Origin of the sequence: Aeromonas sp. ASNIH7, from assembly GCF_002903485.1 — a bacterium.
Taxonomy (GTDB): Bacteria; Pseudomonadota; Gammaproteobacteria; order Enterobacterales; family Aeromonadaceae; genus Aeromonas; species Aeromonas caviae.
Genome location: NZ_CP026226.1, coordinates 3,244,769 through 3,260,086 on the forward strand (window position 1 = coordinate 3,244,769; position 15,318 = coordinate 3,260,086).

Consider the following 15,318-nt stretch of genomic DNA (forward strand, 5'->3'; position numbering starts at 1 on the left):
AGGCTGGCCAGCATAATGCTGATAGTGAATAAGATGGTTTGTTGCTATTTTGTTGAAACATAATTGGTTGATGGTCTCGCATTGCCAGCGTAATCTCTGGTAATGTGACTTTTATCGACATTTTAACCCCAGGGTGTCGGCATTCTCTGGGCAAAGTATTGCGAAATTGTATAACTGGATCATTTACACCCGCGGGCAAACCGACTAACTTACTCGCGGGTTATTCCAAAAAAATGCAAAAAACCCGCCCGGATCGCTGGTTTGGCTGCCTCATGGATTGAGCGTTAATTACACAACAACGGCTCTCGAGCAGTACCAAGGCACAACCAGCATCTGCGGCTGATTTACGGACGAATTATTTGGGACGGATGTCCCCCGCAGAGGTAACCATGTCCTTGCTTGAAGTCAAAAACTTGCGGATCGAGTACCCCTCCCGCTACGGGGTGCTTGCCGCGGTCAAGGATCTCTCTTTTTCTGTTGAAAAGGGCGAGATCGTCGGCGTCGTCGGTGAGTCCGGCGCTGGCAAATCCACTATCGGCAACGCCGTCATCGATCTGTTGAGCCCGCCCGGTCGCATCGCCCGTGGTGACATCTACCTCAACGGCGAGCTCATCTCCGGCAAGAGCCAGAACGAGATGCGGGCCATTCGTGGCTCGCGCATCGGTTTCATCTTCCAGGATCCCATGACCTCCCTCAATCCGCTGTTCACCGTGGAGCAGCAGCTGGTGGAGACCATCCTCGCCAACACCGACCTGTCCCGCGAGGCGGCCTTTGCCAAGGCCCTCGAGCTGATGGGGGCGGTGGGGATCCCGAACCCGGACGTGCGCATCAAGCAGTATCCTCACCAGTTCTCCGGTGGCATGCGCCAGCGGGTGGTGATCGCCATCGCCCTCTCCGGGGATCCCGAGCTCATCATCGCCGATGAGCCGACCACGGCGCTGGACGTCTCCATCCAGGATCAGATCCTCCAGCTCATCCGCAACCTGTGCAAAGAGCGCCAGGTAGGCTGCATGCTGGTGACCCATGACATGGGTGTGGTCTCCAACGTCACCGACAAGGTGGCGGTGATGTACCGCGGCGATCTGGTGGAGTTCGGCACCACCGAACAGGTGCTGGGCCGCCCCAATCACCCCTATACCCGCAGCCTCATCTCGGCGGTGCCCCGCTCGGATGTGAAGCTGGTGCGCTTCCCCCTGGTCTCCTATATCGAGGATGCCGGTGCGGCGGATACCAGCATCGATCTCAAGACCCACTGGCTCGGCCAGAGTCAGGACGAGCGCACCTATGAAGGTGCGCTGCTGCGGGTGGAGAACGTGGATCTGAAGTTCGTCACCAAGGATTCCATCTTCCCGAGCCGCCGCCAGTACGTGCGCGCCTGCAACAACATCAGCTTCGAAATCTTCGAGGGTGAGACCTTCGGCCTGGTGGGGGAGTCGGGCTCCGGCAAATCCACCATCGCCCGTGCCATCACCGGGCTCTATCCGCCTGATACCGGCAAGATTGTCTTCGAGGGGATCGATCTCACCGCCCTGAAAGGGGAGCACGAGCGTCGCCCCCTGCGCCGCCAGATGCAGATGGTGTTCCAGAACCCGTACTCTTCGATGAACCCGCGCATGAAGGTGCGTGACATCATCGCCGAGCCGATCCGCTTCCACCGCCTCGCCGAGAGCGAGCGGCAGATAGAGCAGATCGTCGGGGACCTGCTGGATCACGTGGGCCTGGGCCGCGGCGCCGGGGTCAAGTATCCCCACGAGTTCTCCGGTGGCCAGCGCCAGCGCATCTCCATTGCCCGCGCCCTGGCGACCCGCCCGCGCTTCCTCATCTGCGACGAGCCCACCTCGGCGCTGGATGTCTCGGTGCAGGCCCAGATCCTCAACCTGCTCAAAGACTTGCAACAGGAGCTTGGGCTCACCATGCTGTTCATCAGTCACGATCTGCCGGTCATCCGTCAGATGTGCGACCGCATCGGTGTGATGCAGCACGGTCATCTGGTGGAAGTGGCCGAGACCGAGAAACTGTTCACCAATGCCGAGCATGAGTACAGCCGCAAGCTGATCTCCCTCATGCCGGAATTCAAGGGAATGTCCCGCGAGGGGCTGGAAATCGCAAGCTAGGAAAGCACCGGTTCGCCGGTTTGTCTGTCAATAAAAAGCCAAAAGCATGGAGAAAGACATGAAGAAAGGATTATCCAAGATCGCCATGGCGCTGTTCGCCGCTGGTCTCGCGTTCAACGTTTCTGCTGCCGACATCAAGGTCGCCGTCGCGTCCGACGCCACCTCTCTGGACCCGCAGGAGCAGCTCTCCGGTCAGACCCTGGAGATGTCTCACCTGGTGTTCGACCCCCTGATGCGTTACACCCAGGATCTGCAGTTCGAGCCGCGTCTGGCCGAGAAGTATGAGCGCATCGACGACAAGACCGTCCGTTTCCACCTGCGCAAGGGTGTGAAGTTCCACTCCGGCAACGACTTCACCGCCGATGACGTGGTATGGACCGTCAACCGTCTGAAGGCCTCCCCGGACTTCAAGGCGATCTTCGACCCCATCGCCGAAGCCAAGAAGGTGGATGATTTCACCGTGGATCTCGTCACCGCCAAGCCGTTCCCGCTGGTGCTGCAGACCGTCACCTACATCTTCCCGATGGACTCCAAGTTCTATAGCGGCAAGACCGAGGCGGGCAAGGACAAGGCCGAGATCGTGAAGAACGGTGACTCCTTCGCCTCCACCAATGTCTCCGGTACCGGTCCGTTCAGCGTCAAGTTCCGCGAGCAGGGCGTGAAGCTGGAATACGTGCGCAACGCCAACTACTGGGACAAGGCCTCCAAGGGCAACGTCGAAAACCTGACCGTGGTACCGATCAAGGAAGACGCCACCCGTGTTGCAGCCCTGCTGGGCGGCGACGTGGACATGATCTACCCGGTTGCCCCGAACGATCTGGAGCGCGTGAAGAACGGCAAGGATTCCCAGCTGGTCACCCTGTCCGGTACCCGTGCCATCATCATCGAGCTGAACCAGAACACCAACCCGGCGCTGAAAGACAAGCGCGTGCGTCAGGCGATCAACTACGCCATCAACCAGGTGGGCATCGTCGACAAGATCAACAAGGGCTTCGGTACCCCGGCCGGCCAGCTGAGCCCGAAAGGCTACGCAGGCTACAACGAGGCGCTCAAGCCCCAGTATGATCTGGCCAAGGCCAAGGAGCTGATGAAGGAAGCCGGTTACGAGAAGGGCTTCAAGATGAGCTTCATCTCCCCGGCTGCCCGCTACGTCAACGACGTCAAGATTGCCCAGGCCGTCTCCGCCATGCTGTCCAAGATCAACATCAAGGTGGATCTGAAGACCATGCCGGTGGCCCAGTACTGGCCGGAGTTTGACAAGTGCGCCGCTGACATGCAGCTGATCGGCTGGCACTCCGACACCGAAGACAGTGCGAACTTCTTCGAGTTCCTGACCTTCACCAAGGATGCCAAGACCGGCATGGGTCAGTACAACTGCGGCGGTTATGCCAACGCAGAAGCTGACAAGATGGTGATGGAAGCCAACACCGAGACCGATCCTGCCAAGCGTGCCGCCATCCTGCAGAAGGTGGAAGCCATGCTGATCGACGACGCTGCCTATGTGCCGCTGCACTGGGAAGACCTGGCCTACGGTGCCAAGAAGAACGTCGACATCAAGCCGGTGGTCAACGTGATGAACTTCCCTTATCTGGGTGACCTGGTGGTCAACAAGTAAGCGAAGCGTTTAAGGAAGGACCCGGCGGGGCACCCATGGTTGCCCCGCCATTAACAGAAGCCTGTGCCAAGACACAGGCCACGTAGAAGGACAAGCATGTTTACATTCCTGCTGAAACGGTTCTATCAGGCCGTGATAGTGATGTTCGTCATCAGCCTGGTCGCCTTCTCCATCCAGGACAACCTGGGGGATCCGCTGCGCGAGCTGGTGGGACAATCCGTCTCCGAGTCCGTGCGCCAGGAGCTGCGCGACAAGATGGGACTCAATGATCCCTTCCTCGTGAAATACAGCCGCTTCTTGAAGAACGCGGTACACGGGGATCTGGGCACTTCCTATTTCTTCAAGCGACCAGCCCTCGAGGTTATCCTCGACAAGCTGGTGGCTACCCTTGAGCTGGTGTTTGCCGCCGCGCTCATCATCGTCGTGGTCTCCATTCCGCTGGGGGTTTATTCGGCGATAAGACCGCGCAGTTTCCTGACCAAGCTCATCATGGCGGTGAGCAGCATCGGCATCTCGATCCCGGTCTTCCTGACCGCCATCATGCTGATGTACCTCTTCTCCATCCAGCTGGGCTGGCTGCCTGCCTATGGCCGTGGCGAGACTTACAACCTGCTGGGCTGGGAGTCGGGATTCTTCACCTGGGACGGTATCCTGCACCTGGTGCTGCCTGCGGTCTCCCTCTCGTCCATCATGCTGCCGCTGTTCATCCGGCTGGTGCGCTCGGAGATGCTGGAGCAGCTCTCCTCCGAGTACGTCAAGTTTGCCCGTGCCAAGGGGCTGGACAACAACAAGGTCTACTACCAGCACGCCCTGAAGAACACCATGCTGCCGGTCATCACGGTGGGCGGTGTGCAGATCGGGACCATGGTGGCCTACACCATCTTGACCGAGAGCGTGTTCCAGTGGCCGGGGACCGGCTTCCTCTTCCTTGAGGCGATCCACCGGGTCGATACGCCGCTGATCACCGCCTACGTCATCTTCGTGGGCCTGATCTTCGTGGTGACCAATACCCTGGTCGACCTGCTCTACGGGTTGATCAACCCGACCGTCAACCTGACCGCCAAGGGGTAACAGATGACTAATGCTGTAACTGCAAGCCCAAGCCGTTGGGCACGCTTCAAAAATTCCGACATCGTCTACTACTTCCTGCGGGACAAGGTAGCCATGTTCAGCTTTGCGGTGTTTGTGGTCTTCGTGCTGGCGGCCCTGCTGGCACCCTGGATCGCACCGCACAACGTCTATGACCAGACCAGCTTCGATCTGATGGATGCGGAGCTGCCCCCCTCCTGGCTGGAAGGGGGCGAGGCCCGCTTCTGGCTCGGGACCGACAACCAGGGACGCGACATCTGGAGCACCATCCTCTATGGTGCCCGCATCTCGCTGACCATTGGTCTGTTCGCGGTGGGGCTGCAGCTGGTGCTCGGTATCGTCATCGGTCTGATGGCCGGTTACTTTGGTGGTCGCATCGACAACCTGCTGATGCGCTTTGCCGATGTGCAGCTGTCGTTCTCCACCATGATGGTGGCCATCATCATCTCCGCCATCTTCCAGGCGACCTTTGGCTCCGAGTTCTACTCGAAGTTCGCCATCCTGATGCTGGTGGTGATCATCGGTATCGCCGAGTGGCCCCAGTATGCCCGGACGGTGCGCGCCTCCGTGCTGGCGGAGAAGAAGAAGGAGTATGTTGAAGCGGCTCAGGTGATGGGGTTCCGCGCCCCGCGCATCATGTTCCGCCACATTCTGCCGAACTGCCTGTCGCCCATCCTGGTCATCTCCACCGTGCAGGTGGCGAACGCCATCATGAGCGAGGCGGCCCTCTCCTTCCTGGGTCTGGGGATGCCGGTTGATCAACCGTCCCTGGGGTCGCTCATCAGCGTGGGCTTCAACTACATCTTCTCCGGATCCTGGTGGATCACCGCCTTCCCGGGCCTCTGCCTGGTGGTGCTGGTGCTGGTGATCAACCTGCTGGGTGACTGGCTGCGGGATGTGTTCAACCCGAAGATCTACAAGGGCTGATAAACCTTTCCACGAACTGGCTGCGAGGCCGTGATCAAGGTTCATGTGCTGCTCGCTTATGTAGAACCAAGGAGTGCTCATGTATGTCTCGGTTCCTGAGCGGCTTGTAACCTTGTTGACGGCCTTCTCGCGACAGTATCTGAACAGGGTTGGTCTGGCACAGTGAATAACAAAAAAGGGCGCCATCAGGCGCCCTTTTTTATTGCTTGCGATAACCCTTGTCAGGCCTGCAGCCAGCTCTCGATGCGGGTCTGAATGCCCACGCTGTCCAGCCCCAGCAGGGCGTAGATCTCATCCTGGGTGCCCTGCTCGATGAAGCGGTCCGGCAGGCCGAGGTTGAGCACCGGTTTGCACTGCTTGCAGCCCATCAGCAGCTCGTTCACCGCAGAGCCTGCACCGCCCATGATGGCGTTGTCCTCGAGGGTGACGAACTGATCGTGGGAGGCGGCCAGAGAGAGCACCAGCGCCTCGTCCATGGGTTTGACGAAGCGCATGTCCACCAGGGTGGCATCCAGCGCCTCGGCGGCTGCTCTGGCCTGTTGCAGCAGGGTGCCGAACGCCAGGATGGCGGTCCCCTTGCCCTCGCGAACGACGCGTCCCTTGCCGAGGGGCAGGGCCTGCATCTCGCTCTCGGCCTGGATACCGGTGCCGCTGCCACGGGGGTAGCGCACCGCCACTGGCCCGTTGCACAGATAGCCGGTGTAGAGCATCTGGCGGCACTCGTTCTCGTCGGACGGGGTCATCACCACCATGTTGGGCACGGTGCGCAGGAAGCTGATGTCGAACGCCCCCTGATGGGTCGGGCCGTCGGCCCCCACCAGACCGGCCCGGTCGATGGCGAAGAGCACCGGCAGGTTCTGCAGCGCCACGTCGTGGATCAGCTGGTCATAGGCCCGTTGCAGGAAGCTCGAATAGATGGCGACCACGGGTTTCTGGTCGGCGATGGCGAGACCGGCGGCGAAGGTGACCGCATGTTGCTCGGCGATGGCCACGTCGAAGTAGCGATCCGGATATTGCTGGCTGAATTTCACCAGACCGGAGCCTTCGCGCATGGCGGGAGTGATGCCGACCACGCGCTCGTCCTTGGCGGCGATATCGCACAGCCACTGACCGAAGATGGCGGAGAAGGTGGGTTTGCCACCGGCACTCTTGGGCAGGGCACAGTCATCCGGGTTGAATTTGGGGACGGCGTGATAGCCGATGGGATCTTTTTCCGCCGGCTCGTAGCCCTTGCCCTTTTTGGTCTTGACGTGCAGCAGCTGGGGACCCTTGAGGTTGCGCATGTTGCGCAGGGTTTCGACCAGGGCATGGATGTCGTGACCGTCGATGGGGCCGATGTAGTTGAAGCCGAACTCCTCGAACAGAGTGCCGGGTACCACCATGCCCTTGAGGTGCTCCTCGGCCCGCTTGGCGAGCTCCTTGACCGGCGGCAGACCCGCCAGCACCTTCTTGCCCCCCTCGCGAATGGTGGTGTAGAGCTTGCCGGACATCAGCCTGGCGAGGTGATTGTTCAGGGCCCCCACGTTCTCGGAGATGGACATCTCGTTGTCATTGAGCACCACCAGCATGTCCTTGTGGACGTCGCCGGCGTGATTGAGGGCCTCGAAGGCCATGCCGGCGGTGATGGCGCCATCACCGATGACCGCGACCACCTTGCGGCCAAGCCCTTCGCTCTCGGCCGCCACCGCCATGCCGAGCGCTGCCCCGATGGAGGTGCTGGAGTGGCCCACGCTGAGCACGTCGTACTCGCTCTCTTCCCGCCAGGGGAAGGGGTGCAGGCCATCTTTCTGGCGAATGGTGTGAATGCGCTCCCGTCGTCCGGTCAGGATCTTGTGGGGATAGGCCTGGTGGCCTACGTCCCACACCAGCCGATCGAAGGGGGTGTTGTAGACATAGTGCAGGGCGACCGTCAGCTCGACGGTGCCAAGGCCGGAGGCGAAGTGGCCGCTGGAGCGGCTCACCGAGCGCAGCAGATACTCGCGCAGCTCGTTGCACACCACGGGCAGCCGCTCGAAGGGGAGGGATCGCAAATCGACCGGCGTGTCCGCGAGGGCCAGGTTGGGGAAATCGCTAATATCAACGCTCATATTGTTACTGTTATCCAGCGTTTAGTGGGTTCGCTCGATGATGTAATCGGCAAACGCTTCCAGAATGTCGGTATTGTAGGGCAAGGATTGCAGGGCTGTTAAGGCCTTGTCATGCAGTTCGCGAGCCAGCTCACGGGCATTGTCGAGTCCGAGCAGGGCCGGATAGGTACTCTTTTCCAGCGCCAGATCCGAGCCTTGCGGCTTGCCCAGGGTGGCGGTATCGCCCGTGATGTCGAGGATGTCGTCCTGCACCTGGAAGGCGAGTCCGATGGCGGCGGCATAGGTTTGCAGGGCGGTGAGGGTGGCGGGTTCCACGTCAGCCTTGCACAGGGCGCCGATGGTCACGGCGCACTCGATGAGGGCCCCGGTCTTGTGGCGGTGCACCTGCTCCAGCTCGGCGAGGCTGATCCGGCGCCCTTCGGCGTCCAGATCCAGTGCCTGACCGCCGCACATACCGAGATAGCCGGACGCGCGGGCCAGGGCACTCAGCATCCGCACCCGGTTGGCCATCAATGTATCGGGCATGGGGTGGTCGGCCAGAATGGAAAACGCCAGGGTCTGCAGGGCATCGCCCGCCAGGATGGCTGTGCCTTCATCGAAGGCCTTGTGTACGGTGGGCTGACCACGACGCAGGTCGTCGTCATCCATGGCGGGCAGGTCGTCGTGCAGGAGGGAGTATGCGTGAATGCACTCCACGGCGGCGGCGGGGCCATCCAGCAGTTCGCTCTTGACGCCCAGCATCTCGCCGACGGCATAGACCAGGAAGGGGCGCACCCGTTTCCCACCGAGCAGCAGGCCGTATTTCATCGCATCCCGCAGACGTGGCGCCATGGCGGGCAGGGCGTCAAGCTGTGCCGAGAGGCAGTCGTCGATGCGGCGCCGATGCAGGCGGGAGAAATCGTCCAGGGTCACTCACTCCTCTCCTTGTTCTGCTCGAAAGGGGACCGCTTGCTCGCTGCCATCGGCCTGGGTCAGGAGGATCTGGATCTTCTGCTCGGCCTGTTCCAGCTTCTGCTGGCCGGCGCGCACCAGATGGATGCCCTGTTCGAATTGTTTGAGTGCCTCCTCGAGGGGGAGCGAGCCCTGTTCGAGTTGATGCACTATGGTTTCCAGCTCTTCCAGGGTGGCATCAAAACTCAGACGGTCGATTTTTTTACTGGCCATGTCCATCCTCGGGGATTGAAAAAAACGGCTCATCTTAACATCGACCGGCCACAGGGGGGAGGCAGAAAAACGCGGCGTCCTCAAACTATCCTGACCCTGGCCGATAAGAAGGGCATGCAACCACGCATTGCCGATCGGCGATTGCGGTGTGCCGGGCTTGCTGCCGGGGACGCAATAGCAGAAAATTCAACGCAATATAATTAGACGGCACGTTCGGCGACAGGAGTAGGGATGTGGATTTAGGGAGTCTGATAGGCTTAGTGCTGGGGTTCGGGGTCGTGGTGTACGGCATGTTGCTGGGCGGCCCCATGAGCATGTATGTGGACATGCCATCGGTCTACATCACCATACTGGGGTCCGTGTTCATCTGCATGATGAAATTCAACCTCGGTCAGTTTCTGATGGCCTTCAAGGTCGCGGGCAAGGCCTTCATGTACAAGGGGGACAAGCTCGACGATCTCATCACCAAGGCGGTGGAACTGGCGGATGCGGCCCGCAAGGGGGGCTTTCTGGCCCTGGAGGCGGCGGAGATCCCCAATACCTTCATGAAGAAGGGCATCGACATGCTGGTGGACGGTCATGATGCCGACGTAGTGCGTGCGGTGATGGAGAAGGACATCGAACTGACGTCCGAGCGTCACGCCACGGCCATCAAGGTGTTCCGCTCCCTGGGGGATCTCGGTCCGGCCATGGGCATGATCGGTACCCTGGTGGGGTTGGTGGCCATGCTGGCCAACATGAGCGACCCCAAATCCATCGGTCCGGCCATGGCGGTGGCCTTGCTGACGACCCTGTATGGCGCCATCGAGGCCAACATGATTGCCATCCCCATCGCTGACAAGCTGGAACTGCGTAGCGGCGAGGAACAGTTGAGCCGCACCCTGATCCTCGACGCCATCATGGGGATCCAGGATGGACAGAACCCGAGGGTGATCCAAGCCATGTTGCAGAACTACCTGAATCAGTCCAAACGCAACAACGGGACCGAATAGGAGCGCACAGATGGCAAAGTGCAAGTGCCCGCCTCCCGGATTGCCCGGTTACATGGGAACCTTCGCGGATCTCATGTCTCTGCTGATGTGCTTCTTCGTGCTCTTGCTCTCCTTTGCCGAGATGGATGTGCAGAAGTTCAAGCAGATCGCCGGTTCCATGGAGAAGGCGTTCGGGGTGCAGAACATCCTAGAGGTCAAGGATATCCCCAAGGGAACCTCGGTCATCGCCCAGGAGTTTCGTCCTGGTCGCCCCGAGCCGACGCCTATTGACACCATCATGCAGCAGACCATCGACATGACCCAGACCGAGCTGGATTTCCAGCCAGGGGATGCGGACAAGGCGGGTGGACATGACAAGACCGAAGGTCAGCAGAGCGGCGGCGATACCGCCCAGGAAGCCCAGAAGGCGCAGGAACAGTCCAACACCCTGGCCAAGGCACTGGCGGAGCAGATGCAGGCCCAGATCCAGGATGGGGCCATCGAGATAGAGGCGCTGGGTCAGCAGATCATCATTCGCATTCGCGAGAAAGCGGCGTTCCCGGCGGGATCCGCCTTCCTGCAACCCCAGTTCTGGCCGGTGATCCGCAAGGTGGCTGTGCTGCTCAAGGATGTGCCGGGGGAGATCACCGTCTCCGGCCACACCGACAATGTGGCCACCGAGGACGAGTTGTTCCAGTCCAACTGGGAGCTTTCATCCCAGCGGGCGGTGGCGGTTGCCCACCAGATGATCAAGGTGCCCGGTTTTGACGGCAATCGTCTGGTGGTGCAAGGGATGGCGGATTCCCAGCCGCTGGTGCCCAACAACAGCCCAGAGAATCGGCGCATGAACCGACGTGTCGAGATCGCCATCATGCAGGGCAAACCGACGGTGTCGGCCCCGCTTGGCGTCTCGGAATCCAAGTAACGCTGGCCCAAAGCAGGATCCCGCTCGCAGGGGCTGACATGGATTTTGTGGCGGCTTCATATTAAGATGCCCCATCCGAACCGACAGCTGCGGCTCTCTTTTGATTGCCGCAGCTTCTCTTTATAAAGCAACCCAGGTTTCGACTATGAATCATACTCCGATGACTGTTCGCGGCGCTGAAAAGCTGCGTCAAGAGCTCGATTATCTCAAGACCGAGCTGCGTCCCCAGATTATCGAAGCGATTGCTGATGCCCGTGAACATGGCGATCTGAAAGAAAATGCCGAATACCATGCCGCCCGCGAGCAGCAGGGTTTCTGTGAAGGCCGCATTCAGGAAATCGAAGGCAAGCTCTCCAATGCCCAGATTATCGATGTCACCAAGATTGCCAACAATGGCCGCGTCATCTTCGGCGCAACCGTGACCCTGCTCAAAAGTGAAACGGAAGAGGAAGTGGTCTACCGCATCGTGGGAGACGACGAGGCGGACATCAAGCAGAACATGATTTCCGTGAACTCCCCCATTGCCCGCGCCCTGATCGGCAAGGAAGTGGATGACGTTGCCATCGTCAAGACGCCGGGTGGCGATGTGGAGTACGAGATCCTGGAAGTTGCCTATCTCTGATTGAACGTCGGGGAAAGAGACAGGGGAGCCGGGCTCCCCTGTTGTCTTTAGTCACCCTGATAGGCCTGGACGAAGGCGTCCTGGTGGCGCTGGAAGAGCCAGTCCCGCAATTGTTCCTGATCCTCCTTGCCCAGCCGGAACTGGACGGCCCAGTCATGGCGATGTGGATTGGCATCCACGTGCCTGACGAGGGTGCCTGTCATGGCCAAGGGAGGGAGATCCTCGATGCGAAGGTATCCGCCAAGTGGATCTCCCTTGGCAAAGGCGTCCGGCAAGCCAGCCACGATGAGACCGCCAAGGGAGAGGCTGTATACCTCGTACTCCGCGTCTTCGGTGCAAAGCACGGCCTTTTCGTCGAGTCGCCAGGCGCGCAGATGGGGCGAACCCAGCTCGGTAATGGTCGGCGCGGCGATGCGCAGCTCGGCGTGGCCCTCCTCTGCCTGGGTGCAGTGGAGCGGGAAACGCAATTGGTAGCCGGCGATGCGGGCTTCGAGTGTCAGGGGCTTGGCTCGCTGCAACAGGCTTTGGAGAGGAAGGGGCAGGGGGCCGCGCAGGTATTGGCTGGTGGCAATGTCTTCATCGTTTCCCAGGTCCCGCAGCATGGCCAGTTCTTCATCGGTGAGGAGCTGATGCTTGTCCATAGTGGGTGTCCACGGCTATTCATCGCAGGTTAAGGGCCTGGCAACTATTTTGGCAAGCGACTTGGGAAGAAGGGAAATGAAGGAAAGAGCGAATGCTCTTTCCTGTTACTTGCGCGGCAACTGGATCTTGGGCTCTTTGGCCTGACGGTAGATGGTCAGTACATGGCCCATGCTCTGTACCTTGATGGCGCCGGTCTCGCGAACGATGGCATCCATCACCAGCTGTTTCATCTCACGATCTTCAGACGCAACCTTAACCTTGATCAGCTCGTGGTGGTTCAGCGCCAGATCGATCTCGGCCAGCACCCCTTCGGTCAGACCGTGTTGTCCCAGCAGGACGACCGGCTTCAGACTGTGGGCCAGGCCCTTGAGGTACTGTTTCTGTTTATTGTTGAGAATCATGGCAATTTCTTCATAAGTCAGGGTTGAAAGGGGCGTATTCTACCCCCACTTAGCCCTTAATACTAATAACCCTTGTGGTTTTTTAAAGTCGACAATCATGACCCAGAAAAAACGTTCCCCCAGTTCAACCCGCTGGTTAAAAGAACATTTCGACGACCAATACGTCAAGAAAGCCCAGAAGTTGGGACTGCGCTCTCGCGCCGTTTTCAAGATCGACGAGATCCAGGGCAAAGACCGGCTGCTCAAGCCGGGGATGACGGTAGTGGACCTGGGGGCTGCTCCCGGTGGCTGGTCCCAATTTGCTATCGACCAGGTCGGTGACAAGGGGCGCGTCATTGCGTGTGATATTTTGCCGATGGATTCCATTGCCGGTGTCGATTTCCTGCAAGGGGACTTTCGGGAGGAAACTGTACTCGGCGCCTTGCTGGAGCGAGTCGGCCCCGACAAGGTGGATGTCGTCATGTCGGACATGGCGCCCAACATGAGCGGCACCCAGCAGGTGGATCAGGCCCGTGCCATGTACCTGGTGGAACTGGCGCTGGACATGTGCAATCAGGTCCTGAGCAGTAATGGCAGTTTTGTAGTCAAGGTGTTCCAGGGGGAGGGGTTTGATGCCTATCTCAATGAAATACGTAGACTTTTCTCTGTCGTCAAGATTCGAAAACCAGACTCGTCCCGTGCACGTTCACGAGAAGTCTACATTGTGGCTACCGGTTTTAAACTGTAGTACCCTAACCCTCATCGTTAACTGTCAGTCTGCGAGGTCATTGATTTGAGTGACATGGCGAAAAACCTAATCCTGTGGCTGGTCATCGCCGTCGTGCTGATGTCGGTGTTCAATAGCTTCAGCCCCAGCGATACCACCAGTCGCCAGCTGGACTATTCCAGCTTCGTGAAAGAAGTGACCCAGGAGCAGATCCGTGAAGTGCGGATGGATGGCAAGGTCATCAATGGCGTCAAGCGCACCGGTGAACGTTTCACCACCATCATTCCTGCGCCGGATCCCCAACTGCTCAACGACATGCTCAACCATAACGTCAAGGTGATGGGTGAGAAGCCGGAAGAACCATCTCTGATCACGTCCATCTTCATCTCCTGGTTCCCGATGCTGTTGCTGATCGGTGTCTGGGTCTTCTTCATGCGTCAGATGCAGGGCGGCGGCGGCAAGGGTGCAATGTCGTTCGGCAAGAGCAAGGCTCGCCTGATGAGCGAAGATCAGATCAAGACTACCTTCGCCGACGTAGCCGGTTGTGACGAGGCAAAGGAAGAGGTCAAGGAGCTGGTCGACTATCTGCGTGACCCGACCAAATTCCAGAAGCTGGGTGGCAAGATCCCGACCGGCGTCCTGTTGGTAGGTCCTCCCGGTACTGGTAAGACCCTGCTGGCCAAAGCCATTGCAGGCGAGGCCAAGGTGCCGTTCTTCACCATTTCAGGTTCGGACTTCGTGGAAATGTTCGTGGGTGTCGGTGCCTCCCGGGTGCGTGACATGTTCGAACAGGCCAAGAAATCCTCCCCCTGCATCATCTTCATTGATGAGATCGATGCGGTCGGTCGCCAGCGTGGCGCCGGTCTGGGAGGTGGTCACGATGAACGTGAGCAGACCCTGAACCAGATGCTGGTTGAAATGGATGGTTTTGAAGGCAATGAGGGCATCATCGTCATCGCCGCCACCAACCGTCCCGACGTACTGGATCCTGCGCTGCTGCGTCCGGGTCGTTTCGACCGCCAGGTCGTGGTCGGCTTGCCGGATGTTCGCGGTCGTGAGCAGATCTTGAAAGTGCATATGCGCAAGGTACCGTTGGCGGATGATGTCAATCCGGCGCTGATTGCCCGTGGTACCCCTGGTTTCTCCGGTGCTGATCTGGCCAACCTGGTGAACGAGGCTGCCCTCTTCTCTGCTCGCGAGAGCCGCCGAGTGGTCTCCATGCTGGAGTTCGAAAAGGCGAAGGACAAGATCATGATGGGGGCGGAACGTCGCTCCATGGTGATGAAAGAGTCCGAGAAGGAGATGACGGCCTATCACGAAGCGGGTCACGCCATCATTGGTCGCGTGGTGCCGGATCATGACCCTGTCTACAAGGTCTCCATCATTCCGCGCGGCCGTGCGCTGGGTGTTACCATGTACCTGCCGGAGCAGGACCGCTGGAGCCACTCCAAGCAGCATCTTGAGTCCATGATCTCCAGCCTGTATGGCGGTCGTCTGGCGGAAGAGTTGATCTACGGTGCCGAGAAGGTATCGACCGGTGCATCCAACGACATCGAACGTGCGACCGACATCGCCCGCAAGATGGTCACCCAGTGGGGCATGTCCGAGCGTCTCGGCCCCATGCTCTACGCAGAAGAGGATGGTGAAGTATTCCTCGGCCGCAGCATGGCCAAGGCCAAGCACATGTCTGACGATACCGCCCGCATTATCGATGCAGAGGTCAAGCAGGTCATCGATCGCAACTATGATCGTGCCAAGCAGATCCTGCTGGACAACATGGATGTGCTGCACACCATGAAAGATGCATTGATGAAGTACGAGACCATCGATGCCAAGCAGATCGATGATCTGATGGCGCGTCGCGAGGTCCGTGCTCCCAGCAACTGGCATGATGAGCACGGTGACACCCCGCAAGGTGGTGCCAGCGTGAACAACGGGCCGGAGGCCACGGCGCCGGCTGAAGAGGGCAGTGCACCTCTGAGTGACATCGACAAGGCGAACGATGTCCCGGCCAAATAAGTTGCCATGATACAAACCCCGGGCTTGCCCGGGGTT

General features: G+C 59.5%; 14 protein-coding genes. 9 read left to right on the plus strand and 5 right to left on the minus strand.

The window, feature by feature from the left end; translation table 11 throughout:
• The first annotated feature begins 389 nt into the window (after nucleotides 1-389).
• From C2U47_RS15245 to C2U47_RS15260, 4 genes are all read left to right on the plus strand, one after another.
• Nucleotides 390-2,114: a dipeptide ABC transporter ATP-binding protein gene (locus C2U47_RS15245; protein ID WP_010675387.1), complete on the plus strand. Its 1,725-nt coding sequence runs from the start codon at nucleotides 390-392 to the stop codon at nucleotides 2,112-2,114.
• A 58-nt stretch (nucleotides 2,115-2,172) separates the two neighbouring features.
• Entirely contained in the window at nucleotides 2,173-3,729 is a 1,557-nt protein-coding gene (locus C2U47_RS15250) for an ABC transporter substrate-binding protein (RefSeq protein WP_010675386.1), read from the plus strand.
• Nucleotides 3,730-3,825: 96 nt separating this feature from the next.
• On the plus strand, nucleotides 3,826-4,800 hold the full coding sequence (locus C2U47_RS15255) for an ABC transporter permease (protein WP_010675385.1): 975 nt from the start codon (nucleotides 3,826-3,828) through the stop codon (nucleotides 4,798-4,800).
• A 3-nt stretch (nucleotides 4,801-4,803) separates the two neighbouring features.
• Nucleotides 4,804-5,745 carry an ABC transporter permease gene (locus C2U47_RS15260; protein ID WP_029314771.1) on the plus strand — a complete coding sequence of 314 codons (942 nt, stop codon included), beginning with the start codon at nucleotides 4,804-4,806 and terminating at the stop codon, nucleotides 5,743-5,745.
• Between the two features lie 221 nt (nucleotides 5,746-5,966).
• Here C2U47_RS15260 and dxs read toward each other — a convergent pair whose 3' ends face one another.
• The 3 genes from dxs to xseB are packed head-to-tail and all read right to left on the minus strand — an operon-like array spanning nucleotide 5,967 to nucleotide 8,996.
• Nucleotides 5,967-7,832: a 1-deoxy-D-xylulose-5-phosphate synthase gene (gene dxs / locus C2U47_RS15265; RefSeq protein ID WP_010675383.1), complete on the minus strand. Its 1,866-nt coding sequence runs from the start codon at nucleotides 7,830-7,832 to the stop codon at nucleotides 5,967-5,969.
• Nucleotides 7,833-7,853: 21 nt separating this feature from the next.
• Nucleotides 7,854-8,744, minus strand: coding sequence for a (2E,6E)-farnesyl diphosphate synthase (ispA, locus tag C2U47_RS15270; RefSeq protein ID WP_010675382.1), 891 nt, complete (start codon nucleotides 8,742-8,744; stop codon nucleotides 7,854-7,856).
• Complete coding sequence (gene xseB, locus C2U47_RS15275) at nucleotides 8,745-8,996, minus strand: exodeoxyribonuclease VII small subunit (protein WP_010675381.1); 252 nt, start codon at nucleotides 8,994-8,996, stop codon at nucleotides 8,745-8,747.
• A 233-nt stretch (nucleotides 8,997-9,229) separates the two neighbouring features.
• On the opposite strand from xseB, the gene pomA reads away from it, so the two are divergent.
• From pomA to greA, 3 genes are all read left to right on the plus strand, one after another.
• A complete protein-coding gene (gene pomA / locus C2U47_RS15280; RefSeq protein WP_029314770.1) occupies nucleotides 9,230-9,988 on the plus strand; it encodes a flagellar motor protein PomA in 759 nt (252 codons plus the stop codon).
• Nucleotides 9,989-9,998: 10 nt separating this feature from the next.
• Nucleotides 9,999-10,892, plus strand: a complete 894-nt coding sequence (locus tag C2U47_RS15285) for a flagellar motor protein MotB (RefSeq protein ID WP_029314769.1) — start codon at nucleotides 9,999-10,001, stop codon at nucleotides 10,890-10,892.
• A gap of 145 nt (nucleotides 10,893-11,037) precedes the next feature.
• On the plus strand, nucleotides 11,038-11,514 hold the full coding sequence (greA, locus tag C2U47_RS15290; protein ID WP_010675378.1) for a transcription elongation factor GreA: 477 nt from the start codon (nucleotides 11,038-11,040) through the stop codon (nucleotides 11,512-11,514).
• A 47-nt stretch (nucleotides 11,515-11,561) separates the two neighbouring features.
• Here greA and C2U47_RS15295 read toward each other — a convergent pair whose 3' ends face one another.
• Together C2U47_RS15295 and yhbY are read right to left on the minus strand one after the other, a co-directional pair.
• On the minus strand, nucleotides 11,562-12,155 hold the full coding sequence (locus C2U47_RS15295) for a PilZ domain-containing protein (protein WP_010675377.1): 594 nt from the start codon (nucleotides 12,153-12,155) through the stop codon (nucleotides 11,562-11,564).
• 105 nt (nucleotides 12,156-12,260) lie between these two features.
• Nucleotides 12,261-12,557: a ribosome assembly RNA-binding protein YhbY gene (gene yhbY / locus C2U47_RS15300; RefSeq protein ID WP_010675376.1), complete on the minus strand. Its 297-nt coding sequence runs from the start codon at nucleotides 12,555-12,557 to the stop codon at nucleotides 12,261-12,263.
• Nucleotides 12,558-12,654: 97 nt separating this feature from the next.
• On the opposite strand from yhbY, the gene rlmE reads away from it, so the two are divergent.
• Nucleotides 12,655-13,284 carry a 23S rRNA (uridine(2552)-2'-O)-methyltransferase RlmE gene (gene rlmE / locus C2U47_RS15305; RefSeq protein ID WP_010675375.1) on the plus strand — a complete coding sequence of 210 codons (630 nt, stop codon included), beginning with the start codon at nucleotides 12,655-12,657 and terminating at the stop codon, nucleotides 13,282-13,284.
• Nucleotides 13,285-13,329: 45 nt separating this feature from the next.
• A complete protein-coding gene (gene ftsH / locus C2U47_RS15310; protein WP_010675374.1) occupies nucleotides 13,330-15,282 on the plus strand; it encodes an ATP-dependent zinc metalloprotease FtsH in 1,953 nt (650 codons plus the stop codon).
• Nucleotides 15,283-15,318 lie beyond the last annotated feature (36 nt).